Annotated in this window: 21 protein-coding genes and 4 pseudogenes; 18 read left to right on the top strand and 7 right to left on the bottom strand. The window is 59.4% G+C overall.

Annotated features, from left to right (window positions below; translation table 11 throughout):
- Positions 1-77: 77 nt before the first annotated feature.
- Together BFQ04_RS20105 and BFQ04_RS20100 are read right to left on the bottom strand one after the other, a co-directional pair.
- Entirely contained in the window at positions 78-1,424 is a 1,347-nt protein-coding gene (locus tag BFQ04_RS20105; RefSeq protein ID WP_065952260.1) for a glutamine synthetase family protein, read from the bottom strand.
- An 11-nt stretch (positions 1,425-1,435) separates the two neighbouring features.
- On the bottom strand, positions 1,436-1,993 hold the full coding sequence (locus tag BFQ04_RS20100) for a helix-turn-helix domain-containing protein (protein ID WP_065952259.1): 558 nt from the start codon (positions 1,991-1,993) through the stop codon (positions 1,436-1,438).
- A gap of 181 nt (positions 1,994-2,174) precedes the next feature.
- Between BFQ04_RS20100 and BFQ04_RS20095 the strand changes: the two genes are divergently transcribed.
- Together BFQ04_RS20095 and BFQ04_RS20090 are read left to right on the top strand one after the other, a co-directional pair.
- Entirely contained in the window at positions 2,175-2,483 is a 309-nt protein-coding gene (locus BFQ04_RS20095; protein ID WP_065952258.1) for an RcnB family protein, read from the top strand.
- A gap of 88 nt (positions 2,484-2,571) precedes the next feature.
- Complete coding sequence (locus BFQ04_RS20090) at positions 2,572-3,765, top strand: MFS transporter (RefSeq protein WP_065952257.1); 1,194 nt, start codon at positions 2,572-2,574, stop codon at positions 3,763-3,765.
- On the opposite strand, the gene BFQ04_RS20085 is transcribed toward BFQ04_RS20090, so the two are convergent.
- Entirely contained in the window at positions 3,728-4,000 is a 273-nt protein-coding gene (locus tag BFQ04_RS20085; protein WP_065952256.1) for a DUF1652 domain-containing protein, read from the bottom strand. The two genes, BFQ04_RS20090 and BFQ04_RS20085, sit on opposite strands and share 38 nt — an antisense overlap.
- A gap of 102 nt (positions 4,001-4,102) precedes the next feature.
- Entirely contained in the window at positions 4,103-5,599 is a 1,497-nt protein-coding gene (locus tag BFQ04_RS20080; RefSeq protein ID WP_065952255.1) for a PAS domain S-box protein, read from the bottom strand.
- Between the two features lie 196 nt (positions 5,600-5,795).
- Here BFQ04_RS20080 and BFQ04_RS20075 point away from each other — a divergent pair, with 196 nt between their 5' ends.
- From BFQ04_RS20075 to BFQ04_RS20060, 4 genes and pseudogenes are all read left to right on the top strand, one after another.
- Positions 5,796-6,764: a hypothetical protein gene (locus BFQ04_RS20075; RefSeq protein ID WP_065952254.1), complete on the top strand. Its 969-nt coding sequence runs from the start codon at positions 5,796-5,798 to the stop codon at positions 6,762-6,764.
- 80 nt (positions 6,765-6,844) lie between these two features.
- Positions 6,845-7,465 (top strand): transglycosylase SLT domain-containing protein, encoded by a 621-nt coding sequence (locus tag BFQ04_RS20070; protein ID WP_065952253.1) that lies wholly within the window; start codon positions 6,845-6,847, stop codon positions 7,463-7,465.
- Positions 7,466-7,777: 312 nt separating this feature from the next.
- Positions 7,778-7,909 (top strand): annotated as a pseudogene (locus BFQ04_RS20065) (FKBP-type peptidyl-prolyl cis-trans isomerase); the annotation flags it as partial.
- An 11-nt stretch (positions 7,910-7,920) separates the two neighbouring features.
- On the top strand, positions 7,921-8,520 hold the full coding sequence (locus BFQ04_RS20060; protein WP_065952252.1) for a GNAT family N-acetyltransferase: 600 nt from the start codon (positions 7,921-7,923) through the stop codon (positions 8,518-8,520).
- Between the two features lie 12 nt (positions 8,521-8,532).
- Here the strand turns inward: BFQ04_RS20060 and BFQ04_RS20055 are convergent, their stop codons facing one another.
- Entirely contained in the window at positions 8,533-9,258 is a 726-nt protein-coding gene (locus tag BFQ04_RS20055) for an ArsR/SmtB family transcription factor (RefSeq protein WP_065952251.1), read from the bottom strand.
- A gap of 73 nt (positions 9,259-9,331) precedes the next feature.
- Between BFQ04_RS20055 and BFQ04_RS20050 the strand changes: the two genes are divergently transcribed.
- The 8 genes and pseudogenes from BFQ04_RS20050 to BFQ04_RS20015 all read left to right on the top strand — a co-directional run bounded on the left by BFQ04_RS20050 (position 9,332) and on the right by BFQ04_RS20015 (position 20,793).
- Positions 9,332-10,510, top strand: coding sequence for a cytochrome P450 (locus BFQ04_RS20050; RefSeq protein ID WP_065952250.1), 1,179 nt, complete (start codon positions 9,332-9,334; stop codon positions 10,508-10,510).
- A 328-nt stretch (positions 10,511-10,838) separates the two neighbouring features.
- On the top strand, positions 10,839-11,183 hold the full coding sequence (locus BFQ04_RS20045; RefSeq protein ID WP_065952249.1) for an FKBP-type peptidyl-prolyl cis-trans isomerase: 345 nt from the start codon (positions 10,839-10,841) through the stop codon (positions 11,181-11,183).
- A gap of 24 nt (positions 11,184-11,207) precedes the next feature.
- Positions 11,208-11,645 carry a T6SS immunity protein Tdi1 domain-containing protein gene (locus BFQ04_RS20040; protein ID WP_065952248.1) on the top strand — a complete coding sequence of 146 codons (438 nt, stop codon included), beginning with the start codon at positions 11,208-11,210 and terminating at the stop codon, positions 11,643-11,645.
- A gap of 578 nt (positions 11,646-12,223) precedes the next feature.
- Positions 12,224-14,929, top strand: a complete 2,706-nt coding sequence (mgtA, locus tag BFQ04_RS20035) for a magnesium-translocating P-type ATPase (RefSeq protein ID WP_065952247.1) — start codon at positions 12,224-12,226, stop codon at positions 14,927-14,929.
- A gap of 39 nt (positions 14,930-14,968) precedes the next feature.
- Positions 14,969-15,685, top strand: a complete 717-nt coding sequence (locus tag BFQ04_RS20030) for an MgtC/SapB family protein (RefSeq protein ID WP_065888250.1) — start codon at positions 14,969-14,971, stop codon at positions 15,683-15,685.
- A 304-nt stretch (positions 15,686-15,989) separates the two neighbouring features.
- Positions 15,990-16,616: a response regulator transcription factor gene (locus tag BFQ04_RS20025; RefSeq protein ID WP_065952246.1), complete on the top strand. Its 627-nt coding sequence runs from the start codon at positions 15,990-15,992 to the stop codon at positions 16,614-16,616.
- A 35-nt stretch (positions 16,617-16,651) separates the two neighbouring features.
- A pseudogene (locus tag BFQ04_RS20020) lies at positions 16,652-20,236 on the top strand (transporter substrate-binding domain-containing protein).
- 134 nt (positions 20,237-20,370) lie between these two features.
- Entirely contained in the window at positions 20,371-20,793 is a 423-nt protein-coding gene (locus tag BFQ04_RS20015; protein ID WP_065952245.1) for a chemotaxis protein CheY, read from the top strand.
- Positions 20,794-20,897: 104 nt separating this feature from the next.
- On the opposite strand, the gene BFQ04_RS20010 is transcribed toward BFQ04_RS20015, so the two are convergent.
- The gene (locus BFQ04_RS20010; protein WP_065952244.1) at positions 20,898-21,974 is read right to left on the bottom strand and encodes a 3-deoxy-7-phosphoheptulonate synthase; all 1,077 of its coding nucleotides are present in this window, start codon (positions 21,972-21,974) and stop codon (positions 20,898-20,900) included.
- A gap of 659 nt (positions 21,975-22,633) precedes the next feature.
- Here BFQ04_RS20010 and BFQ04_RS20005 point away from each other — a divergent pair.
- The gene (locus tag BFQ04_RS20005; RefSeq protein ID WP_065952243.1) at positions 22,634-23,065 is read left to right on the top strand and encodes a GNAT family N-acetyltransferase; all 432 of its coding nucleotides are present in this window, start codon (positions 22,634-22,636) and stop codon (positions 23,063-23,065) included.
- On the opposite strand, the pseudogene BFQ04_RS30090 reads toward BFQ04_RS20005, so the two are convergent.
- Positions 23,062-23,300, bottom strand: a pseudogene (locus BFQ04_RS30090) (DNA-binding protein). The gene BFQ04_RS20005 and the pseudogene BFQ04_RS30090 overlap by 4 nt on opposite strands.
- Positions 23,301-23,420: 120 nt before the next feature.
- Between BFQ04_RS30090 and BFQ04_RS20000 the strand changes: the two are divergent.
- The 3 genes and pseudogenes from BFQ04_RS20000 (at position 23,421) to uvrC (ending at position 26,405) form a co-directional block, all read left to right on the top strand.
- A pseudogene (locus tag BFQ04_RS20000) lies at positions 23,421-23,784 on the top strand (helix-turn-helix domain-containing protein).
- A 154-nt stretch (positions 23,785-23,938) separates the two neighbouring features.
- Positions 23,939-24,580 carry a response regulator transcription factor GacA gene (gene uvrY, locus BFQ04_RS19995; protein ID WP_017530522.1) on the top strand — a complete coding sequence of 214 codons (642 nt, stop codon included), beginning with the start codon at positions 23,939-23,941 and terminating at the stop codon, positions 24,578-24,580.
- 1 nt (position 24,581) lies between these two features.
- Positions 24,582-26,405: an excinuclease ABC subunit UvrC gene (gene uvrC / locus BFQ04_RS19990; RefSeq protein WP_065952242.1), complete on the top strand. Its 1,824-nt coding sequence runs from the start codon at positions 24,582-24,584 to the stop codon at positions 26,403-26,405.
- Positions 26,406-26,427: the final 22 nt, after the last annotated feature.

Genomic DNA, 26,427 nt, shown 5'->3' with positions numbered 1-26,427 from the left:
TTTTTGCCTGAAAGGCCCGTCCTAGAGCCTTTCTTTGATGTATGTCAGGTCTTTCGCCTGTTGCCCGTGGTCTTTGACTAGAGGAACCAACGATACTCTCGCGCATGAATCTCCTGCTGGAACGCCAGGTGATCCTGACGCTTGTTCTCGCAATATACATCGACAAATTCCGCGCCCAGCTTGTCGCGCACAACCTGCTGATGTTGCATGGCGCGCACGGCGTCGAGCATTTCCACGGGGAAATCGGTGCCACTGCTGCGGTCTTCGTTCAGCGGCGCGATAGGGTCCTGCCTGGCTTCGAGGCCATGCTCCAAACCGGCGAGTATCGCCGCCAGCACCAGGTAGGGGTTGGCGTCGGCGCTGGCCAGGCGATGCTCGATACGCAGGTTGCGCGGGTCTGACTCGGGGATGCGCACGCACGCATCCCGGTCTTCGAAACCCCAGCTGGCGCGGGTGGCGGCGTTGACCGTACCACCGAGGCGGCGCAAAGCGTTGTGGTTGGGCGCGAAGATCGGCATGCAATGGGGCAGCAACGCCAGGCAACCGGCCACGGCGTGGCGCAGCGGTTGCTGCTGGTGCGCCGCCAGCAGATTGTTGCCCGCGCCGTCATACAGGCTGACGTGCACATGCATGCCGCTGCCGGGAAATTGCAGGTAAGGCTTGGCCATGAAGCTGGCGCGGTAGCCGTGCTTGAGTGCCACGCCGCGCGTGCTGCGGCAGAACAGGGCGGCCCAGTCGGCGGCGCGCAGGCTGTCGTCCGAATGGCCGAAATTGATTTCGAACTGGCCCGGGCCGATTTCGGCGGTGATGACCGTGATATCGATGCCCTGGGTCTTGGCGGTTTGTGCCATGTCGTCCAGCACGTCGCCAAAGCGCGACAGCCGTTCGATATGCAGGGTGGGCTGGTCGTCGGCATCGTCGCAACGTGGGTCGCGGGGGAATTGCGGCAGGCCGTTGTCGAGTTTTTTGTCGAACAGGTAGAACTCCAGCTCAAACGCCACGACCGGGTGAATGCCTTTGAGATGCAGGCGCTCCAGCACGTTGGCCAGGACTTCGCGGGGTTCGAATTCGATCGGCGCTTCGGTGCCGTCGGAGGTGATCAGCATCTGCCCCAGCGGCTGCGACTCCCAGCTCACCGGCTTAAGCGTGCCCGGCACCAGGCGCCGATTGGCGTCCGGGTCACCGTCGTTGAAGCAGTAGTCGCCAATCTTGAACAACCCGCCCTGGGCCCCCAGCAATACGGCGTTCTGCGGCAGCTTCAAGGGGCTGCCGGCGGCGACTTTCTCGAGCATGTCCACCGGGTAGCGCTTGCCGTAGAAATGCCCCGCAATGTCCAGGGCGATCAGGTCGACGTAGCGCACCTCGGGGTGGTTCTGGCGGAAGGTCCGTACTTCGGCCAGCAAGGTTGCAGATGGGCTTTTCACGGGTGCAGCTCCTAGTTGTAAACCCACAGCACGCGGGCGGGCAGGTCGGTCAGGTTGGCGTAGCGGCAGTGGGCGAAGCTGGCGAGATGGAAGCTGTCGCCGGCGTAGAGGGTGACCGCATCGGTCTCACCTTCCACCCACAGGGTCAGCTCGCCCTCAAGCACAAAACCGGCCTGCTCGGCGCGGTCGCTCATGCTTTGTTCCCCGCTGTTGGCACCGGGGGCCAACAGGCTGTCGAGCATCGAGAACGCGCCGTTCATGCTCGGTGAGACGAGGATGTCGGTGATGCCATTGGCGTAGTACAGCGTGCGCCGTTCGTTGGGCCGCGTGACCCAGTCCACCGCCTTGGGCTTGGGGAGGCTGTAGAAGTAAGTAGTAGGGACGTCGAGAGCGTGGCTGATGGCGGTGAGGTCGGCCACGGTCGGGCGCGACAGGCCGCGCTCGACCTGGGACAGAAAACCTACCGAACGCTCGATTTTCTGCGCAAGTTGGGCCAGGGTGAGTTTCTTGTGTTTGCGCAGGTCGTGGATCAGGGCGGCGAGGGCGGCGAGTTCGTCTTGGGGTGTCATGAAATTTGATTCGAGTAATTTCATGAAAAATTACAGGATTAATTTCATCGCGGCAATGGGGCAGGGCGTGTGGCGAGGGAGCAAGTTCCCTCGCCACAGCGCCGATTGGTGTTTTGACCTGAATGATTGCGCACCGCCGCGGTCGGAGTGTGGGTACGTCCCCTGAATTGAAGGAGCACCCATGACGTCCAAATCCCTATTTGCCTGTGTTCTCGTTGCCGCAACCCTGTCCACTGCCAGTTTTGTGGCGCAGGCCGGCGATACCCCTCAGGAAACTGTGCAACCTTCAAACATCAATGCCCGTGACTTGAAAGAAGGTGACCGTGCCCCGGACATGTTGATGCGCGAGGAATCAGCGGTCAAAGACTGGAAAAAACGCGGCCTCAAGCAGCCCGAAGAGGAGAGTCAATGGGCGCGTGTAGGCGACAAGTACGTTTTGCTCAAGACCACCAACGGCACCATCCTTGAGATTACGCCCGTCAAGAAATAATCCTGCCGGGCCACCTGCTCGTGTCACCTTTCTTGCGTTAAGGTAACCGACCGCAATGGTCGCGTTACCTTCAAAGAAAGAGAGCAGGATGCTTGCCACAATAAGAAACTATCCCCGCACGGTAAACTTGTTGTTGTCCGCCACGTTACTGCTGACGTTGGCCAAGGCGATCACGTTTCCGTACCTGGTGATCTATCTCACCGGTCATTTTGCCCTCGACATCAGCCAGGTCGGCCTGGTGATCGGCAGTTCGCTGATCGTCGGCTCGCTGCTCAGCGTCTATGGCGGTTTCCTCGTCGATCGCGTCAACAGTTACCGCTTGTTGCTCGGTTTGAGCCTGGTGTTTGTGCTGGGTTTCATCGGTACGGTCCTGGCGCAGACTGTCTGGACGTTCTACAGCTGCCTGATTCTGATCAACCTGGCTTATGCGGTCATCGATATCGCGATCAAGGCCGGTTTCGCCAGCGTGCTGCCCGAGGATGGGCGCAGCGAAGTGTTCTCCATCAAATACACCCTGACCAATATCGGCTATGCCGTGGGGCCGTTTTTTGGCGCGATGGTGGCCAAGCTGGATATCAGCCTGCCGTTTATTCTGTCGGCGCTGTTGGGCGCGGGTTTTTTCCTACTGTATTGGCGTCTGGGCGACCGCTCGCTGACCACCGTCGACGCCACGCAAAAACCGGTGTCATTCCTCGCCGTAGGTCGTGTGCTGCTCAAGGATCACCGCTTGGTGTGTTTCACCGTTGGTGGGCTGCTCAGTGCCGTGGTGTTCGGTCAGTTCGTGGCCTATCTATCGCAATATCTGGTGACTACCACCACCGCCGAATACACCTACACGGTAATCAGCACAATACTCACCACCAATGCCGTGCTGGTGATTGCCTTGCAATACCTGATTGGCCGGCGCATCTCGCACCGCCACTTGAGCCAGTGGCTGATCGCGGGCTTGAGTATGTTCATGCTGGGGTTGATTGGCTTTGCGTTGTCGACCAGCCTGCTGTGGTGGGTGCTGGCGATGGCGGTGTTTACCGTGGGGGAAATCATCGTGTTTCCGGCCGAGTACATGTTTATCGACCGGATTGCGCCTGACCCTTTGCGCGGCATGTATTACGGCGCACAGAACCTGGCCAATCTCGGTGCCGCATTGGGGCCGGTGTTATGCGGACTGGTGCTGGCCAGCCTGCCGGCGCATTACATGTTTTATATGCTCGGGGCATTTATCGTAGGGGGCGGGGTGTTCTATTTTATTGGGGCGAAGCTGAAGGCAAGTCATCCAGGTTGAGTTTGCCGACGGTATTGCTCTGCAGTTCGTAGCGCAATTCATCGACCATCTTGGCCACTTCTTCCGGCGTCTGCAGCCGTTTGGTGCTGATGCCGGTGACCACCAGGTCGACTCGGCCGGTTTCGGCGTCGAATACTTTGAGGGTCAAGGACGCATCCCGGCACAGGGTGAATTCGCACGTCAGCGGCGACAGGCCTTCTTCGATGCAATTTCGCAGTTGAGAGAGGGTAAACATGCAGGTTCCTTCAAGGCACAGATACGATGCCTTGAAGGTTATTGATTGCGCCGCCAGCTAATAAGGCGAATTCGCACTAGATGAACTAGTGCATTTGCACTCTCAGCGCTTGTTTTTTACCCGCAGTTCGCCAGCAAACAGCCCGCGTTCACGGGCCCAGACAATCGCCGAACTGCGGCTGTGGACGCCCAGTTTGGAGTACACCGTCGCCACATGATTGCGCACGGTATTGGGTGCCAGCTTCAAGCGCGAAGCGATTTCCTTATCGGCCAGGCCCTCGCAGATCAAGCCCAGCACGTCCCGTTCACGGGCCGTGAGGTCGGTGAAGGATACGTTCGGCAGGTTAGGGCTGTTAACGCTTTTGGCATTGGCCAGTTTCTCGATCAAGGTCTGGCTGAACCAGGAGGCGTCCTGCATCACTTCTTCGATGGCCGCCACCAGCTCCAGCTCCGAGCGCTTGCGTTCGGTAATGTTCATGAACACCAGCAGGTAGCACGGCACATCCTGGATCACTACGGTGTCTGCGGACACCACGCAATCGATCAGTTCATTGCCTTTCTTGCGTACCTTGAGGTCGTGGCCGTCGAGGTTTCCGGCCTTTTCCAGCGTGGCGAACAATTGCGCGCTGGTAGGCGGGCTGTCGATGAAGTTGATTTCTTCGATGGACTTACCGATCAGTTCTTCACTGATGTAACCCGTGATGCTCATGAATGCTTCGTTGACGTCCACAACCTGACGATTGGCAGCGTTGCACACCAGGGTCGGCACCGGCGTCAGGCGGAAGGATTTGGCGAATCGCTCTTCGCTCTGGCGCAGGGCGATTTCCGCCTTGCGACGCGGCTCCAGGTCCATGAACGAGAACAGCATGCAGTCTTCTTCATTCATGTCCAGGGGTTGGCCGGCCACCACAACCAGCTTGCTGCCGCCTTCGGGCAACCTCAATTCGGCCTGCATCTGCGGAATGGTCGCGCCTTGCCCCAGGCGCTCGATCGCCAGGTCCTTGCGCTCGGCGTGTTCGAGCACGTCCAGTTCGTACACGGATTTGCCGATGACCTGGTCGCGGTTGTAGCCGGTCATCTCCAGAAAACCCTGATTGACCTTGATGTAGCGCAGGTCGCTCAGGCGGCAGATCACGGCAGGTGCGGGGTTGGCGTTGAAAGTTTTTTCGAAGCGCTGCTCGGCGCTGGCCCATTCGGTGGCATCGCTGAGGATCAGCACCAGCAGTTCCGGCTCACCCTGCGCGTCAGTGATGATCAGGCTGCGCAGGCGGTGCACCCAGGTCTTTTCCTGGTCGGCGGTAGGAATGACCTCCACGATCACGTCGCTGAATTCTTCTCCTGCCGCCGCGCGGGCCAGGGGGTAGCTGTCCAGTTGCAAAGGGTGGTTGTTGCGATAGCGCAAACCGAAGCGCTCGGCGTATTGCTGGGTGTTGGCGCCCAGCCCCATGACGTCACCTACGCCATGCATGGCCAGTGCGGCCTCGTTCGCCCAGAGAATGGTCTGGTCGACCTCCGCCAGGATCACGCCGTCGGATAACCCGGAGATGATCTGTTGCAGTTGGCGGCGGTTGGTTTCTTTGGCAAGAACATCCTGTGTCATAGATTCTCCGAGGGCTGGACGCATTGAATTACGACATTCCAGGTTCTGGATAGTGCAGAGAAATTGTCCCCGCGGGAGTGCGAATGCACCAGGCCAGATAGTGCATTTGGGCCACGACTGAACGTATGTCGTTTCGCCACACTCACACCCAACAAGGCACTTGGCCTTGCTCCGATAATTTGAAAAGGACCTTTGTATGACGACTGTCTATGAGACCAATCGATCGCTGTTTCGGGTGTCGTGGAGCTCGGTATTGGCCGGTAGTGCAATTGCACTGGTGACCTATCTGGTCTTGAGCGTGCTGGGTACGGCCATTGGCGCCAGTGCCGTCGAGCCAATGGAGGCGGGTAATCCGCTAAGCGGCTTCGGCACGGGGGCCGGGGTCTGGCTGTTCGTTTCGACGCTGATAGCCGTGGCACTGGGCGCGTTCGTGGCCGGGCGCACCGCGCCGGACCGTGGCGGCCTGCACGGGGTGCTGACCTGGACCCTGACCACCTTGCTGACCACCTGGCTGCTGGCAGGATTGGCCTCCAGCGTAGTGGGCACCGCAGGCAACGTGGTGGGTAAAGGTCTGTCGGCTGCCGGCAGTGGTATTGCCGCCGCCGCACCGGGGATCGGCGACAGCATCAAGCAGCAGTTGAATGAGCAGGGTATCCAGCTGGACTGGAACAGCCTGCAAGGCCAACTCGATACCTTGCTCAAGCAAACAGGCAAGCCTGAGCTGGACCCAGCCAACGTCGAGCAGAAAACCGACCAGGCTGCCGCCGATGGCAAGCAAACGGCGACTGATGCAGCGACCAACCCTGCCCAGGCGGGCGATGAACTCAAGCAGTGGTTCGAGCGCGTGAAAGCGTCCGGCGAGCCTGCACTCAATGCTGCGGATAAAGAAGCCCTGGTCAACATCGTCGCGGCGCGTACCGGCAAGAGCAAGGAAGAAGCCACGCAGATCGTCGATAACTATGCCCAGGCTTATCAGCAGGCCATGCAGAAAGTCGAAGAGCTCAAGCAACAGGCCGAACAGAAAGCCCGTGAAGCCGGTGAAGTGGCGGCCAAGCAACTGTCTCGTGCAGCCTGGAGCACCTTGGCGATGCTGCTGTTGGGTGCGGCCTTGAGCTTCTTTGTCGGTCGTATCGCGCTGACAACCCGTCGCGTGCCATTGGCTTAAAAACTGTCTGCGGCAAGGACGCCGCCTCGGTGAACGCGTAAAATGCCCGACATTTTACGCGTATCACGCAAAGGTGCCCCTTGAGCGCAGGCAAAGCCGTCGGACTGTTATTACTCACCTCTCTGTTGGCGGCGTGCGGCACCTCGCCGCCACGCACGCCCAACGACATCTGCGGTATCTTCCGCGAAAAGGACGACTGGTACGACGCCGCCAAGGTCACGCAAAAGCGCTGGGGCGTACCGATCCAGGTACCGTTCGCAATCATGTATCAGGAGTCGGGCTTTCGCTACGACGCCAAGACCCCGCGTAAATACCTGCTGTGGATCATCCCCTGGGGCCGCGTGTCCACGGCTTCCGGCTATGCCCAGGCCAAGGATGAGGTATGGAATGACTACCGCAAAAGCACCGGTCGCAGCGGCGCCGATCGCGAGGATTTCGACGACGCCATCGACTTCATCGGTTGGTACATGGACAAGACCTACACCATCAACGGCGTCTACAAATACGACGCTTACGGCCAGTACCTCAATTACCACGAAGGCTGGGGCGGCTACCGCCAGCGCACCTACGCCAGCAAAGCCTGGCTACTGCCGGTGGCAAGCAAGGTACAGGCGCGTTCGCAGCTGTATGCGCGGCAATACGCCGGGTGCAAGGATGAGTTGGGACGAGGGTTCTGGAGCCGGTTCTGGCATTGGTTGTAACGCCTGACCGCTGGATGCACGCCGATCAAAAGGTGGGAGGGGGCTTGCTCCCGATAGCAGCGTGTCCGTCAACGATGTGGTGACTGATGCACCGCTATCGGGGGCAAGCCCCCTCCCACAGTAAATTGTGGTACGGCGCTGTGACCTGTGGCGAAGCCGATGACAGCCTCACAGCCGACGGCTATCTGACTGATGCGCTGCGATCCAAAGGTGGGAGGGGGCTTGCCCCCGATTGCAGAGTGTCAGTCAACGATGTGGTGACTGATGCACCGCTATCGGGGGCGATTCCCCTCCCACAGTAAATTGTGGTACGGCGGTGTACGCACGTTGTATGTACCGGCGCATCTGCCCTATGGTGAGCGCTCGATGGGCGCGCATTTCAAGCCAAACAGCAACCTGCGTTTCGAAATTGAATTGCTGGAAGTGCTGACGCGCGATGATTGAAGGGATTGAAAATGGATGTTGATCCACATGTGTTACCTGGCTGCTCCCTCGAAAACATTCAGGTGGTCGAGCTGCTTGGCGGCGATGAGGCTGAGCTGCAAGAATTTTTTGAACAGGCGCCGGATTATTTCATCGCGGTGAATGGTGAACCGGCTACCCCGACCGAAGCGCGGGACGAATTGCGCGGCCAATTACCCGCAGGTTGGCATTGCAGCCGCATGTACTGGCTGGGCTACCGCGATGCGCAGGATCAACTGGTCGCTGTGGTGAATATCGCTGCGGATTTGCTTGCCGCCGGGGTATGGCATATCGGCTTGCTGCTGGTGCATACGCGCTGGCACGGCAGCGGGCTGGCGCAGCGCTTGCACACGGACCTTGAGGCATGGGCGGCGGCGAAGGGCGCCCGGTGGCTGCGGTTGACGGTGGTGGTGGGCAATACCAGGGCCGAGCGCTTTTGGCCCAGGCTTGGGTATGTACAGGTGCGAACCCGAGAGGGCATCGCGATGGGGCGTCAGGTGAGCAGGGTCTCTATCCAGATCAAGCCACTCGGCAATGGGACCATTGACGGCTACCTGGCGCAGGTTGAGCGGGACCGACCCAGCGCTCCGTAGCCTGTACCGGTCTCATGAGGGCGTGGCGCCTGATTTCTCCTCAACCTTGATTCCAAATCTGCCGTACAGCTCCTTTCGCCCCTTGGGCGTCAATGCCAACGCCCGACTATCGAGGTCCTGGATAACCCATTTGCGGCTGGTAACGGCCTGCAGAACAGCGGCCCCCAAGGCGCCGGCGAGGTGAGGGCGGCGCATGCTCCAATCCAGGCATGAGCAAGCGAAACGACGTCGCTGTGCCCTTACGGTTTCTATCTCGATACCGAGCCCTGTCATCCCTTTTTCGCCCTCCACGGTGAGCTGATACGTACCGTCGCCAGCATCCGGCAGGCTCAACCAGCCTGAGTCGATGAAATAGTCGTGCAGTTGTACCGCCAGGGATCCTGCCATGTGGTCATAGCAGGTCCGCGCCAACTGCAATCGATGGGGGGTCGTCGAAACAAACCGGGTCTGCGCGTTTCGGCTGATCACCATGAGGGCTTCAATAGCTCGGGCCACGTGCGCGTCTGCCAGGCTGAAGTAGCGGTGCCTGCCCTGCGTGTGCAGCTTGACCAAACCGTCCTCTTTAAGCCTTGCCAAGTGTGCGCTTGCCGTGGATGCACTGATGTCGGCGATGACGGCCATTTCGGTACTGGTACGGGCGTGACCGTCCATCAGCGAGCAAAGCATTTTTGTCCTTGCGGGTTCCGCAATGGCGCCTGCGACACGAGAAATGGCGGTGTCATTGCTTTGGGAATCCATATTTCGTTCCTGAGCGAATTGTCGGTGTGACGATTGTTCGATAGTAGCCGTTCTTTGTGAAAAGGACCGCCAAATGACGCCGTTTGAAGCCGCTACCCATATCGACCCCTACGGTTATTACGCACGCATCAGGCATCAAAGGGGCCTGTCATTTGATGCCAATCTTGGGTTATGGGTTGCCAGTGGCGCCTGCGTTATCGAGGCCATTCTGGAACATCCCGACTGCCTTGTACGTCCATTGCACGAGCCGATTCCAGCGGCCATTGCACAAGGCGCCGCAGGCGATATTTTCGGTCGTTTGATGCGCATGAACGAGGGCACGCAACACCAGTGCCCCCGGAGGGTCATCGAACCCACCCTGGCCTGGATGGGCACGGAAAACATCGCAGACATTGTGGCGCAGGGTGTTGAGACACTTGATGTCTCTGGCGATAACCCGAATGAGTGGATGTTCAGGTTACCGGTGTCGGTCATGGCGACCTTGATAGGCTTCACATCCACCCAGCTACAAGAAGTCGCGCAACTGACACGGGATTTTGTCGCCTGTCTTTCGCCGTTAAGTGACGAGGCTCAACTCAGTAGAGCCCATTGCGGGGCGGCTCGGCTGAGCCAGATGTTCGGGGAGCTATTGAGTCACGACGATAAGGGTAGCGGCGTATTGGGCCGTCTTTATCGCGATTACGAAGCCTCAGCCTGGAAAGACGATGACGCGTTGGTAGCGAATATGATCGGACTGTTTTCACAGACCTGCGAAGCCACCGCTGGGCTGATCGGCAACACCCTCATAGCGCTCCAGCGTAATCCTGACCTGTTCGAAGACATGCAGGCCACACCGACGCTCGTCGCTGAGTGGGTGGCCGAGGTAGCCCGCTACGATTCACCGGTACAAAATACTCGGCGGTTTGTTGCCAGGCGATGCACGATTGATGGCAGCGTTTTAGAGGCGGGCGATGCCATTTTATTATTGCTCGCCGCTGCCAACCGAGACCCCTGCGCCAACCCGGACCCCGACAGCTTCTTGCTCAAGCGAATGCAACGACGAACCTTCAGCTTCGGCTCGGGAAGACATCAATGTCCAGGCCAGCAATTAGCATTGGCTATTGCTTCAGAGGTGGTTTTCGCGTTTTTGCAGCGACAGCCAGCCTCATCTGCTGGTGCTTATCGGTGGAGTTATTTGCCTTCCCTTAATGGCCGTATCCCGCAGTTCTGCCGCGATGGGGAGATTCAAGATAGCAGGCAGGCTCATGAGTGAAAGCACGACATCTGGCTTATAGGTAGGGCTTGCCCCCTCCCACAGTAAATGGCGGTACGGCGCCGGACCCGTGGCGATGCCGCTGACGACCCAAATGTGGGAGGGGGCTTGCCCCCGATAGCGGAGTGTCAGCCACTGATATCTTGACTGATGCACCGCCTTCAGAGGCAAGCCCCCTCCCACATTTGGTTTTGCATCAGCGCGGCAGCATGTATTCCAGCGAACCACCATCACGCTGGTCATTTCCACCAGATGACTGTTCCTACGCTTGCCAAACCCCGCCGATTCTGGGAAAACCCCAGCCTTTCACGCTTTCAATGAGACTCCCATGAGCAACGACGAACTGCAGGTCACCGACATCCGCCTGGGCGCCGGCAAAACCGTGGTCAAGGGCGCACTGATCACCACTCAATACACCGGCACCCTGGAAGATGGCACGGTGTTCGATTCGTCATGGCAGCGCGGCAAGCCATTCCAGTGTGTGATCGGCACCGGCCGCGTGATCAAGGGCTGGGACCAGGGATTGATGGGCATGCAGGTTGGCGGTGTGCGCACGTTGTATGTACCGGCGCACCTGGCCTATGGCGAGCGCTCGATGGGCGCGCATATCAAGCCCAACAGCAGTCTGTGTTTCGAAATTGAATTGCTGGAAGTGCTGACGCGCGATGATTGAAATGCTGATTTGCGAGGAAGCGGCATGGACGTGATTCAAGCAATACGCGAAAGCTGGGGGTGGGTTGGCATCGACCCCATTGAAGTTGTGGGCTTTACCGGCTTTGGCAATTTGATGATCAAGGACGGGCAGGCGCGTTATTGGCGGCTATGTCCGGAGACGCTCTCTTGCGAAATGATTGCGCAGACACGTGAAGCACTCGATGAAATTTCCAAGGACCAGGCGTTTCTGCGCGGCTGGTATTTGCAACCGATGGCAGAACAGGCCGAGAAGATGCTGGGCCCGTTGGCGCCGGGCGAAGTTTATCATTTCGTGATTTCACCGGTATTGGGGGGGGAATACGACATGAGCAATGTGCGTTGTATCAATCATGTCGAGCAAATTCGGTTTTGCGGTGATCTGGCACTGCAGATCAGGGATTTGCCAGACGGCGCCACAGTACGGCTCAGGGTGGTTGATTGAGGGGCTCCATCACCGTGGATTTACAATCGGTCCGTGTACGCGGCCTGCATTGCGAATGCGGTGTATCAGGCAATGAGTTCGCAGCTGACGCACCGTCTTCGGGAGCAAGCCCCCTCCCACATGTGTTCGCCGGTGTGGTTGAGGAGGGCGTTCCTGAACCCATCCTGAAGAAATTTCTTATTCCCCATTCAGGCACTTTCCTACGGTTTACTCTGCCAACATCGCGGCGTAAGCTTCGCGCGTTTTCATCAATAGCGGAGACCCTCAGTGGGTACTTGTTCGAGTGACAGTCGTCGGCCGGTTTCGGTAACCGGCACATACTTGGCAAGGTAACGCGCATGTTTCAGATGCCGTTATCTCGCCACAAAAGCGAGAAGCGGCATCCCGGCAGTGGCCAGTCCTGGCGTCTGCCTGATCCTCTCTCATCGACGCTGACCAGCACCTGAGTTGACTCGGGAGGCTACGGACGCGCCTGTCTTTTACGGCGGGCGGGCCAGGTTCGGCTGTGCCTGTTTGATGGGTGCAGCGCGGATGGGCAGTGCCTGCACGACGGGGTTTCCTCGCGCAGGAGTTACACCATGAACCTCACGCTGCTTAAAGAGTTCTTCGCCGGCTTCCTGCGGACCCGGCATATCGCCCGGCATTTCCGCCGCCTGGCGATGCTGGACACCGTGACCGACGCCAGTGTCAGCCGCGAAGTGCCGCCCAGCCTGGCGCACACCCTGGTGGCTGCGGCCAACGCCAGTGCCGTGCAACTGCTGGGCAGGCTGGGCAGCCACGCCGAGGGTCTGAACACCCAGGAGGCCGACGCGCTGCGCGGGCAATACGGGCTCAATGAGGTCGAGCACGAGCAGCCGCTGCCTTGGTGGGTGCACCTGTGGCACTGCTATAAAAACCCGTTCAATCTGCTGCTCACCTTGCTGGCGGTGATCTCCTGGCTGACCGAGGACATGAAGGCGGCCACGGTGATTTTCTCCATGGTGGTGCTGTCGACTCTGTTGCGCTTCTGGCAGGAGGCCAAGTCGAACAAGGCCGCCGATGCGTTGAAGGCGATGGTCAGCAATACGGCCACGGTGCTGCGCCGGGACGCGGCCAAGCGCCTTGAACTGCCGATCAGGCAATTGGTGCCGGGCGATCTGATCGTGTTGTCGGCCGGCGACATGATTCCCGCCGATTGCCGCGTACTCAGTGCCAAGGACCTCTTCGTCAGCCAGGCGGCGATGACCGGTGAATCCATGCCGGTGGAGAAGTTCGCCCAGCAGCAGGATGCCCATACCCGCAACCCGCTCGACCTGGAAAACATCCTGTTCATGGGCACCAACGTGGTGTCCGGCGCCGCCACAGCGGTGATTCTTGCCACGGGCAACGCCACCTACTTCGGTGCGTTGGCGCAACGCGTCACGGCAACCGACCGCGCCACCACCTCGTTCCAGCACGGGGTCAACAAGGTCAGCTGGCTGCTGATCCGCTTCATGTTCGTGATGGCACCGCTGGTGTTGTTTATCAATGGATTCACCAAGGGTGACTGGACCGAAGCGTTACTGTTCGCGCTGTCGATTGCCGTGGGCCTTACCCCCGAAATGCTGCCGATGATCGTCACCTCGACGTTGGCCAAGGGCGCGGTGTTCCTGTCGCGCAAGAAGGTCATCGTCAAGCGCCTGGACGCGATCCAGAACTTCGGCGCCATGAATGTGTTGTGCACCGACAAGACCGGCACGCTCACCCAGGACAGGATTTTCCTGGCGCGCCACGTGGATGTGTGGGGCCGGGAGTCTGACGACGTGCTGGAAATGGCCTACCTCAACAGCTATTACCAGACCGGATTGAAAAACCTGCTGGATGTGGCCGTGCTCGAGCATGTCGAGATCCATCGTGAATTGAAAGTCGGTACCGCGTTTGAGAAGGTTGACGAGATTCCATTCGATTTCAACCGTCGTCGCATGTCGGTGGTGGTGGCTGAGCAGGGCCAGCCGCACCTGTTGATCTGCAAGGGCGCGGTGGAAGAGATTTTGTCGGTGTGCACCAGCGTGCGCCATGGCGACGTCAATGAAGCACTGACGCCAGAGCTGCTGGCGCGCATTCGCCAGGTCACCGCGGCCTTCAACGAAGAAGGCCTGCGCGTGGTGGCCGTCGCGGCGCAGCCGATGCCGGCCGGGCGTGACACCTACACTCTGGCGGATGAAAACAACCTGACGCTGATCGGCTATGTGGCGTTTCTCGACCCGCCCAAGGAAAGCACCGCGCCCGCCCTCAAGGCTTTGAAGGCGCATGGCGTGGCGGTGAAAGTGCTGACCGGCGACAACGAACTGGTCACAGCGAAGATCTGCCGTGAAGTGGGCCTGGAGCAACAAGGGCTGCTGATGGGCAACGATATCGAAGACATGACCGATGCCGAGCTGGCGCAGGCGGTGGAAACCACCAACGTATTCGCCAGGCTCACGCCCAGCCACAAGGAACGCATCGTGCGTCTGCTCAAGGCCAACGGGCATGTGGTGGGGTTCATGGGTGACGGCATCAACGACGCGCCGGCGCTGCGTACCGCGGATATCGGCATTTCGGTGGACAGCGCGGTGGACATCGCCAAGGAGGCCGCCGACATCATCCTGCTGGAAAAGAGCCTGATGGTCCTGGAAGAGGGCGTGCTGGAAGGTCGCCGCACCTTCGCCAACATGCTCAAGTACATCAAGATGACCGCCAGTTCCAACTTCGGCAATGTGTTCTCGGTGCTGGTGGCCAGTGCGTTTATTCCGTTCCTGCCGATGCTGCCGATGCACCTGCTGGTGCAGAACCTGCTGTATGACATCTCGCAGATCGCGATTCCATTCGACAATGTCGACGAAGACATGCTCGCCAAGCCACAACGCTGGCAGCCGGCGGATGTGGGCCGCTTCATGCTGTTCTTCGGGCCGATCAGCTCGATCTTTGACATCACCACGTTCGCACTCATGTGGTATGTGTTCGATGCCAACACCCCGGACCACCAGACCCTGTTCCAGTCGGGCTGGTTCGTGGTGGGGTTGCTCACCCAGACGTTGATCGTGCACATGATCCGCACCCCGAAAATCCCGTTCCTGCAAAGCCGTGCGGCGATGCCACTGATGGTGATGACGGGCGTGATCATGGCCGTCGGGATCTTTCTGCCGATGGGGCCACTGGCGCATTACTTCAAACTGCAGGCGCTGCCGTCGCTGTACTTTGTGTTCCTGCCCGTGATTCTGCTGGCGTACATGGCGCTGACCCAGGCGGTGAAGGGCTACTACATCCGCAAATTTGGCTGGCAGTAACAGGGTTTCAGTTGCCGCAGCAGTCATGGAGATTTTTTTATGCAGGCCATCAACAACATCAACCTCGACTCCCTGGTCGACACCGTTGTCAGCCTCACCGCCGCGTTTATTCTCGGCGGTCTGATCGGCTTCGAACGCCAATATCGCCAACGCACCGCCGGTTTGCGCACTAACGTGCTGGTGGCGGTCGGCGCGGCGATTTTTGTCGACATGGCCAATCGGCTGGGCGGTGCCGAAGGCGCGGTGCGCGTGGTCGCGTACGTGGTGTCGGGTATCGGTTTTCTGGGGGCCGGTGTGATCATGCGCGAGGAGGGCAATGTGCGCGGGCTCAACACGGCCGCGACCCTGTGGGCATCGGCTGCAGTCGGCGCCTGTGCGGGGGCCGACCTGATCCTGGAGGCATTGCTGGGAACGCTGTTCGTACTGGCGGCCAATACGTTGCTGCGCCCGATCGTCAATAACATCAACCGTCAGCCGTTGGACGTAGTCTCGGCCGAGGTGACCAACATTCTGTATGTCATCGCGCGGCGTAGCCAGCAACAGGCGGTCATGGTGTTACTGGAGGCTGAGTTGGCGCGATGCAACTACCCGGCCAGCGATGTGGATGTACGACCCTTCGGCAGCGAAGAAGTCGAAATCGAGGCCACCCTCGCCGCGACGTCGGTCGACGGTGACGAGTTGGACGCGTTGGTGGCGCGTATTTCCACCTCCAGCCTGGTGGTGCAGGCGTTCTGGAGCCCCAGTACCACCGACTGATCCGTGTGCATGAACGGCCCTGCGAGCCAGCATCGACTAGGCTTTTCGTGAGGAAAAATCCTACAAGTAGTCAGGACTATCCCTTCAATCAAAACGTCATTGCATTGTTAAGGTTGGGCGCTTACAGCTGGTCGCTCGTTGGGGTCCAGCCGTGATTGCTCGTGATGTTTCAATGGAAGGGACCAGGCTACGAGTGGTTATCGTCCTGAGGAGGGTGCAGTACCGTTTGTCGGAACTGTCATTTCTCACAGGTACCTCGGTCCCATTTGATATGTAAGGGTACTGTGACCGCCTAGGGGTGAGTATGAGCAAAGCATTAATCGTGGATGACCATCCTTTTATACGTGCGACGGTCAAATATCTGCTGAAAGAGGAAGGATTCGATGAGATTTATCAGGCGGGTGACGGTGCAGATGCAATGCAATTGGCGCGGGAGCAACGTCCCGAGCTGATCATCCTTGACCTGGCGATGCCCAAGCTGGGCGGGCTGGAGGTTATCAGCCGGGTCAAGGCCCTGGGCCTGCCGTGCCGGGTCCTGGTGCTGACCTCCTACCTGGCGGTGTTTTTTTCTACCCGTTGCATGCGCGCCGGGGCCATGGGGTTCGTGGCAAAGACCGGCGAGCTGGATGAACTGCAAAAGGCCATCCGAGCTATCCAGTCGGGCTACAGCTGTTTCCCGAGCCTGCCCACCAGCTCGGTACGCCGTGACGACCTGCAGGAAACCGAGCGCCAGATGATCGAGTGCCTGTCGGACCGTGAATTGACCGTCTTGCAGAAGCTGGCCCTGGGGCTGGGCAATAAGGAAATTGCTGAAGACATGCTGTTGAGCCACAAGACAATCAGCACTTACAAAACACGTCTCAAGGAGAAGTTACGGATGTCCTCAGTGGTGCACCTGTCCAAATTTGCCCAGCGCAATCATCTGATCTGATTGAAATGACTGCCATCGCGCTCAAGCGGTTCGCTATGATCCTCTGGGTGGGCTTGTTGCCCATGGTCGCGATGGCCCTTGATGAGCCAAACGTGTTACGACTGTTGGGTCATTCTCGTATTGACCCTCCCGTCGTCACGCTGCCAGAGACCGACTGGCGCTGGTTGCGCGAACGGCGCAGATTGCTGATGGGGGTGTCCGCTCCCGATTACGCACCCTTCGACCTGACCAATAACCGTGAAGAGCTCGAAGGGATTACCGCCGATTTTGCTGCGCTGATCAGCCAGGCCCTGAATATCCCCATTGAGGTTCGGTGCTACGAAACTCGCGATGAAGTGATCGAAGCCCTCAAGCGAGGCGACGTGGACTTCCTCGGTTCGGCCAATGGTTACGAGGCGGCCGACCCGCAACTGATCTTGTCTCGCTCCTACGCCAATGACCAACCCACTCTGGTGACCCGTTCCAATGATAGCCAGGCGCTGAACGATGATTTGGCGGGCAAGCGCGTGGCGATGCTTTATCACTATCTGCAGCCCGAGGTGGTACGGGCTTTCTACCCCCATGCCCGAGTGGAATTGTTTTCTTCGGCCTTCGAGGCGATCGGCGCAGTGGCTTTTGGTCGCGCCGATGTGTATCTGGGCGATGCCATCAGTACCAATTACCTGATCAACCGAAACCAACTCAATATCGTGCGCATGGCGGATTTCTCCACCCTCGAAGTCAACCCGTTCGCTTTTGCGTTCACCCGGCAGAATACGCGGCTGCAGCCGATCATCAATGCGGCGCTGGAGGCGATTCCCGCCGGTGAGCAGATGGAAATATTACGCCGTTGGAGTGGCGGCAACCTCGGTATTGTCGGCGCTGGCCGGTTGCACCTGAGCGCCAGTGAACAACGCTGGGTCCTCAAGCATCCTCGGGTCAAGGTAGCGGTGCTCGACAAACTGCTGCCGCTGTCAGTCTTCGATGATCAGGGGCAGTTCGAGGGGCTGAGCGCCGAGGTGCTGTCACGTATCAGCCTGCGCACCGGCTTGAAATTCGATGCGGTGCCCGGCAACTCGATACCGGGTCAGATCGATCAGGTCAGCACGGGCGCGGTGGATATGCTGGCAGTCGTGACCCCCAGCGTCGAACGCGCCGAAAAAGTGCGGTTTACCCGGCCCTACCTGACCAATGCCCTGGTGCTGGTAACCCGGGGGGATGAACACAGTCCTGTCGCATTGGAAGATATGGTGGGTAAGCGCCTGGCGATGATCAGCGGCAACGGATTGCGCGATACCATCTCGCGGGACTTCCCCGGCGTCGTGTTCATCGATGTCGACAGCGCGGAGCAAGCGATGGCGATGGTGGCCAGAGGCGAAGCGGAGGCGGCAGTCAATTCACTGATCAGCGCGCGCTATATGATCGCCCGGTATTACCGCGATCGGTTACGCATCACCAGCACGGTCGGCTCGGAACCGGCGCGTATAACGTTCGGGGTCAACCGCAGTCAACTGGAGCTTTATTCGATCCTCGACAAGGCGCTGCTGAGCATCACCCCGCAGGAAATGGACGAGATGATCGCCCAGTGGCGCAGCGAGGTGATTATCGAAGACAGTTATTGGCTGCGTCACCGCAACGTGATCATTCAGGGGTTCGGGCTGGCCGCGCTGTTATTGATCGTCACGCTGAGCTGGGCCATCTATCTGCGCAGTCTGATTCGCAAGCGCGTCCAGGCCGAACGCGCCTTGAGCGACCAGATGCGCTTTATGAGCGTATTGATCGACGGCACCCCCCACCCGATTTATGTGCGTGACCGCCAAGGGCGCTTGATGGCATGCAATAACGCTTATCTGGACGTATTTGGCTACAAGCTTGAAGACGTGATTGGTAAAACCGTGGTTGAAACCGACGCCGGCAACCTGCCACAGGCCCAGTCGTTCCATCAGGATTACCTGCGCTTGATGGCCGAAGGTGAGCCACAGATTCATGACCGTATACTCAAGTTGCCCAGTGGCGAGGCCTTGACCATCTACCAATGAATGTTGCCGTACCGCGACGGTGACGAGAAAGTGGTGGGCATGATTGCCGGGTGGGTAGATGTCAGCGAGCGCCAACAGTTGTTGGGTCAGTTGCAGGAAGCCAAGGACGATGCCGACGCCGCCAACCGGGCGAAGACTACCTTTCTGGCGACCATGAGCCACGAGATCCGCACGCCAATGAATGCCGTGATCGGCATGATCGAGCTGGCCCTGAAGAACGCCGAACAGGGCTTGGCGGACCGGGATGCCCTGGAGGTGGCTTCTGAAGCTTCGCGCGGCATGCTGGAGTTGATCGGCGATATTCTGGATATCGCACGGATCGAATCCGGTCATCTGTCGTTGGTCCTGGAATCGGCCAATCTGCACGAATTACTGACGTCGGTGGCACGCGTGTTCGAAGGGTTGGCGCGGGCCAAGGGGTTGGCGCTGCAAGTTGAACTTGATCCATCGATCGATCACGTGGTTCTGGTTGACCCACTGCGTTTCAAGCAAGTGGTATCGAATCTGCTGAGCAATGCCATCAAGTTTACCCACGACGGCCAGGTCACGCTCGGTGCTCATGGGGCGTTCGAAGGGGAGCACCTGAAACTGCAATTGTGGGTGCAGGACACCGGCATTGGCATCAGTGCACAGGACCAGTTGCGTCTGTTCAGCCCCTTTATCCAGGGCAGCAATGGTGAGCAATCGGCGCGTAGCGGCTCCGGCCTGGGGCTGGTGATCAGCCGTAACCTGTGCGAAATGATGGGCGGGCGGTTGCACTTGAGCAGTGTACTGGGGCAGGGCACCCGGCTGGATGTGACACTGGCCCTGGTCATGACCGCTGTAGTGCCGCAGGAAGGGACGGCGACGAGCGCTCCAGTCACGCCGCCTCATGCCTTGAATATTCTGGTGGTGGACGACTACCCGGCCAACCGTTTGCTGCTGGCTCGGCAGTTGAGTTTCCTGGGCCACCGCATCACCACGGCCGAAGACGGCATTCAAGGGCTTGAGTACTGGCGCGCGGGGCAGTTCGATGGCGTCATTACCGATTGCAATATGCCGTTCAAGAACGGCTACCAGTTGGCGCGGGACATCCGCGTACTGGAGCGTGAATCAGGTCTGGCGCCGTGCCTGCTCCTGGGGTTCACCGCCAATGCCCAGCCCGAGGAGGCCGAGCGCTGCCGGCAAGCCGGTATGGATGGTTGCCTGTTCAAACCCACCGGGATTGACGATTTGCGCGTGGCGTTGGCGTCACGCTCCACTTACGCCCCCAGCCCTGAGGCAGCGACGTTTGATTTGAGTACCCTGATCGCGTTGACAGGGGAGGACCACCACGCGCTCGCAGAGCTGCTGATGCCCTTGCTCGACAGCCTGGAGGCGGACCGGGCGCTATTGCCGGCGATGCAGCGCAAGGCTGACTTCGCCAAGTTGCACGACCTCGCACATCGCGCCAAGGGTGGTGCACGAATGGTCAAGGCACAGGTTCTGATCGCTCGCTGTGAAGCGCTGGAGGCCGTTTGTGAAAGGCAAGACCGCAACGCGCTGGCGGCGACGACCGATGCGGTAGAGGAAGCGATCGGCGCTTTGCATGGAGGGCTGAGCCTTTATTGCAATCAGCCGTGATGCCGAATAATGGCCATTGGGAGCTTTTGGGAGAAGTCCTACATGAAGGGGGAATATGCCTGATTTTGTGTTCGGCATTTGTCTGGAAAATGGGCGACGCTCAATGACGAGCGCTGCCTGCCCAGGGGTTTGCCATGCCAAACAAAGCACTGACTATCCTCATCGCCGATGACTTGCACTTGCAACGGTTGTACATCGAAAAAATGCTCAACCAGTTGGGGTATCACCGAATTGTGCCGGTGCAGACCTTTGAAGAAGTCCAGATCCTTACCGCCATTCCGGCCGAACCCTTCGATGTGCTGATCATCAATGCGGTACTGGCGGCCCATGCAAGCGGGCCCAACCCTCAGGCACGCCATGTGCTGGTATATGACAACCTGGACCTGAGCGTACCCGCCGACGCCATGCCGACCGTATCGGTACGCCTGCCGGGCGTGCCGGACAACGTCGATCTCGAACATTTCATGGAAATCATCGACCCGCCCCACGCCATGACCGGCTTGCGGGTTTTGCCCTGGTTAAGGGCGCTGTCGCGCCAATCGGTGGTCGGGGTCTGATCCGGCGCTTGTGCAGCGTTATCAGGGCCGGTCAATAAAACTGTGGGGGCGTCGCACACGATACCGGTGTGCCGAGCCTCCTCCCACAGTTTGAAGGTTGCCAGTCAACCGTCGCCATGTTCACGAAGGCGTACCGCGGCATTGCGTAGCAACTGTTCGGTGCCCGCCCAGCCCAGGCAACCATCCGTCACCGACACGCCGTATTTCATTGACGGCCCCAGAGGCTGGCATCCTTCGAAGAGGTGGCTTTCGAGCATCATGCCGATCAACGACGTGTCGCCCTGCAAGCGCTGCTCCAGCACCTCGTTGAACACCGCTGGCTGGCGCAGCGGGTCCTTGCCGCTGTTGGCATGGCTGCAATCGACCATGATGCGCGCAGCGACCCTGGACTTGGCCAGGTCGTGTTTCACCTGGGACACACTCTGCGCATCGTAGTTCGGCCCACGGTGACCGCCGCGCAGCACCAGGTGGGTGTCCGGGTTGCCCGGCGTCTGGATGATCGCCGGGTGCCCCTGGCTGTCGACGCCGAAGTGGCGGTGCGGGTGCGAGGCCGAGCGCATCGCGTCACAGGCAATCGCGACGCCGCCGTCAGTCCCGTTTTTGAAACCCACGGGCATGCCCAGGCCGCTGGCCATTTCGCGGTGGATCTGCGATTCGGTGGTGCGCGCGCCAATCGCGACCCAGCTGAGCAGGTCGTCGAAGTAGCCGGCGGCCATGGGTTGCAACAGCTCGGTGGCGACCGGCAGGCCCAGGCGCAGCATTTCGCGCATCAGTTCCCGGGACAGGGCCAGGCCTGCGGCCATGTCGTCGCTGCCGTCGAGGTGCGGGTCGTAAGCCAGGCCCTTCCAGCCAATGGTGGTGCGGGGTTTTTCGACGTAGGCGCGGATAACCAGCAGCATCTGGTCGCTGACTTCAAGCGCCAGCTTCTTCAGGTTGCGCGCGTACTCCATGGCCGACTGCGGGTCGTGTATCGAGCACGGGCCGACAATCACCAGCAAGCGTGAGTCCTGGCCATCGAGGATGGCGCGCACGGCTTGACGATGGGCATGCACCTGTTCATTGAGGAACGGACTGAGGGGCAGTTGATGCTTGAGCTCATGGGCGCTGGGCAGGCGCTGGGTCAGGGCTTCATTGGCGCTGTTCAGCGTAGAGGCGGGTAAAGCTGCGACAGAGGCGTTCATATTCAAGGTTTCCTGGGCAAGCGGCGGGCAATTCCCGCACGCTTGGCCTACTGGGGTGTTCGACAATTGGCCGTATCGGCTACGTGTGTTGGCTTGCCACCAAGAGGTGACCGATCGGAGGCGGCAGGCTGTCCCGAACGGAGCTGGCTAAATCGCCATGCAGCGCAAGTGTCGTAGCGGTAATAGGTGGCGTAGTTCATGTCGTGATTCCTTCAAGTGTGTTTGGTTGAGCAAATTATCAGGGCCTGGAAAAACAAAACCCCCGGTCGGGGAGCCGACCGGGGGTTAGATTTCTCTGGCAGGCGACCCCTTGAGTAGTGGGCGCCGATTTCAGGTATCAGGCGCGCCAGTGGCTAAACCAATACCCAAAATAAAAGCTGACCAGTGCACTCGAACCGTTCACACGGGTAGCCGACACCGAGCGCGAGGCGCTGGCGGCAGGGCAAACCTGGGTGTGGGTGAGTGGCAACATGGTAGGTCTCCAAATGATGTCGGGCAGCTTACTAGAGCTGGGCGGGCGGATTCAATCAGTAATTTCTATCGCGCAGCGGGACTTACGGCTATGGGGCAAGTGTCGATATGCTGACGACATCCAACACTGATTGACGGAACCCGACCATGACTACCTTGACCTCGACTGCGCTGAGGTGGCGCTGTAAATGACCTTCCACCTGCGCGCTGCTACGGACCGGGACCTGCCCTTTGCACGAAACCTGACTCACCAGGCGATGAACCGCTATTACGAGCAAAACCAGTTGCTGTGGTCCAACGATGGCTTCGACACGGCCTGGGCCGGTCGGGAAAACTGGATCATTTGCCAGGATGACCGGGTGCTGGGGTTCCTCAGCCTGAGCTGTGACAGCAACGCGCTCTATATCCGCGAATTGCATATGCTCGAGCAGCACCGTGGGCTCGGCGCCGGTAGCTGGGTGCTGCAACAGATGGCTTTGAAGGCCCGCACGCCGGGGCTGTTGCGTTTGACCGTATTCAAGACCAATCCGGCCAAAAAGCTTTATGAGCGCATGGGATTCAGCGTTGTCGGTGAAGAAGACAGCTTCTGGCGAATGGAGCGCGTCTGTCGCTCAAGCTAAAAGCCTGCGCTGGAGCCTGATAAGCGCATACTGGTCCAGCAGCCGACTTCCTGATCGGTGTGCTGGCCATCAGCCTCAGCAAGGATGATTGCCTCTTTCATGCCCAAAAGGATCGCTACCTTGCGGGTCTACCCACGCCATCCCTTTTTGCGCCCAGCGAGCACTTGATCGGTGGTTGCCGGATCGACGCCGTGTTCACGGGCGGCCCCTCAACTGACTTTCCTGGATGTTCCAGTCAGGCCTTGGCTTGTGCAGCAGTACGGATTCCGGGCATAGTTCAAATCGTTCAAGTTTGCCTGGCGAAGAGATGAGTGTGTCACCTCTTGAGGTGTGCCAAACAGGGTCATACGTCCAAATGAGTGGAATCGGTTCGCGTTTAAGGCAAGAGAGAGCGACTGGACCTGTCGCAAAAATTTTTTGGTGAAATCGGAGGGGTTGAAGCCAACGCACAGGGTAAATACGAGAGTGGTGGGCGTGCGCCCAAGGCTGACTACTTGTCTCGTGTGGCACAGAGAGGCGTGGATATCCTGTACGTGTTGACCGGGACTGCCACACCGATTCAGCTGGAAAACCTGAGCCAGCTTGAAGAAAAAGTCCTGATTGATTACCGGGCGATGTTCAAGGAGGATCAGGATGCAATCCGCCGCCTGACGTCGACCTTGGCCGAGTATTCCCTTTCCCGGAATGGAAAAATCAAGCCGCATCCGCAGGATTCCTGACCTTTCAACCAGCAAATCCGGCCGTCCAGCCGCCAGTGGGCGCGTGCCGAACGGTCAAGCTCCATATATATATGATGCCAGCGGCTAGGTCTGCGACCCGGTTTTTTGCTAAGGTGTTCAGCAACCTATAAAGACCATATCGCGAGGTGTCTGCTTGATTAGGGTGCTAGTAGTCGATGACCATGATCTCGTTCGTACAGGCATTACACGAATGCTGGCTGACATCGATGGCCTGCAAGTAGTCGGCCAGGCCGAGTCGGGCGAGGAGTCTCTGATCAAGGCCCGGGAGTTGAAACCCGATGTGGTGCTGATGGACGTCAAGATGCCGGGTATCGGCGGTCTTGGCGCCACGACCAAATTATTGCGCAGCCATCCGGATATCAAGGTTGTGGTGGTGACCGTGTGCGAGGAAGACCCGTTCCCTACACGCCTCTTGCAGGCGGGGGCGGCCGGTTACCTCACCAAAGGCGCCGGCCTTGCAGAGATGGTGCAAGCCATTCGCCTGGTATTTGCCGGGCAGCGCTACATCAGCCCGCAGATTGCCCAGCAGTTGGCGATCAAGTCCTTCCAGCCCACCAGCGATTCGCCGTTCGACGCGCTATCGGAGCGGGAAATTCAGATTGCCTTGATGATCGTCGGTTGCCAGAAGGTGCAGTCGATTTCCGACAAACTGTGCTTGTCGCCCAAGACCGTTAACACCTACCGCTATCGCATCTTCGAGAAACTCGCCATCAGCAGTGATGTTGAATTGACCCTGCTCGCGGTGCGTCACGGCATGGTGGACGCCAGCGCCTGACATGACCACACCGTTTGATCCAAGTGCCTTCCTCTCGACCTGCAGTGGCCGCCCTGGCGTGTACCGCATGTTCGACAGCGAGGCGCGCCTGCTGTACGTGGGCAAGGCCAAGAACCTGAAAAACCGTCTGGCGAGTTACTTTCGCAAGACCGGTCTCGCGCCGAAAACCGCCGCCCTGGTCGCGCGCATCGCCCAGGTCGAAACCACCATCACCGCCAATGAAACCGAAGCGCTGCTGCTTGAACAGACGTTGATCAAGGAATGGCGGCCTCCGTATAACATCCTGCTGCGTGACGATAAATCCTATCCCTACGTGTTTTTATCGGACGGCGACTTCCCGCGGCTGAGCATTCACCGTGGCGCGAAGAAGCAGAAGGGCAAGTATTTCGGGCCTTACCCCAGCGCGGGTGCCATTCGTGAGAGCCTGAGCCTGCTGCAGAAGACGTTTTTTGTGCGCCAATGCGAGGACAGCTTTTACAAAAACCGTACACGGCCATGCCTGCAGTACCAGATCAAGCGCTGCAAGGCGCCCTGCGTGGGGCTGGTTGAGCCTGCCGAGTACGCCGAGGACGTGCGTCACTCGGTGATGTTTCTCGAAGGGCGCAGTAACGCGCTCACCGATGAGCTGTCCGGGGCCATGGAGCTGGCCGCCAGTACCCTGGATTTCGAGAAGGCCGCCGAACTGCGCGACCAGATCTCCTTGCTGCGCCGCGTCCAGGACCAGCAAAGCATGGAAGGCGGCACCGGCGACGTCGACGTGATCGCGGCGTTCGTGAACCCGGGAGGTGCCTGTGTGCACCTGATCAGCGTGCGTGGCGGCCGAGTGCTGGGCAGCAAGAATTTTTTCCCGCAGACCGGGATCGACGAAGACGTCTCCGAGGTCATGGCGGCATTCCTCGGCCAATACTATGTGAGCAGTCCCGAGCGCGACCTGCCGTCGGAGCTTATCGTCAACGTGGTCCACGAAGATTTCCCCACCCTGATCGAGGCGATCCACGAACTGCGCGGTCGCGAGCTGGACATCAGCCACCGCGTTCGCGGTACCCGGGCCCGTTGGCAGCAACTGGCCGTGACCAACGCCGAACAGGCCCTGGGCGCACGCCTGGCCAATCGACAGCACGTTGCCGCACGCTTCGAATCCCTGGCCGAGGTGCTCAACCTGGACGAGCCACCGCAGCGCCTGGAGTGTTACGACATCAGCCACTCCAGCGGTGAGGCCACCGTGGCCTCTTGCGTGGTGTTCGGCCCTGAAGGCCCGATCAAGGCTGACTACCGGCGCTACAACATCGAAGGCGTCACCGCCGGCGATGACTATGCCGCCATGCATCAGGCGCTCACGCGGCGCTTCAGCAAGTTGAAGGACGGGGAGGGCAAGTTGCCCGATATCCTCTTGGTGGACGGTGGCAAGGGCCAGTTATCCATGGCCCGCGACGTCCTCAACGAACTGGCCGTGCCCGACCTGATCCTGCTTGGCGTGGCCAAGGGCGCCACGCGCAAGGCCGGTTTCGAGACGTTGTACTTGAATGATGCCGCCCATGAGTTCACCTTGAAGGGCGACTCCCCGGCACTGCACCTGATTCAACAGATCCGCGATGAAGCCCACCGCTTCGCGATTACCGGTCACCGGGCGCGTCGCGGCAAAACCCGCCGAACCTCAACCCTGGAAGGCGTTGCGGGGGTCGGCCCGACGCGCCGTCGCGACTTGCTTAAACATTTTGGTGGCTTGCAGGAGCTCTCCCGTGCCAGCATTGACGAAATAGCCAAAGCACCCGGTATCAGTAAAAAGCTCGCTGAATTGATTTATGCCAATCTGCACAGCGAATAGAATGCCTTCTCACCTCGTAGCC

The sequence above is a fragment of the Pseudomonas sp. 37 R 15 genome, assembly GCF_900004865.1.
Taxonomy (GTDB): domain Bacteria; phylum Pseudomonadota; class Gammaproteobacteria; order Pseudomonadales; family Pseudomonadaceae; genus Aquipseudomonas; species Aquipseudomonas fluorescens_AM.
Note: the sequence above shows the minus strand (reverse complement) of the source record. Positions and strands in the feature narration are given on the sequence as shown.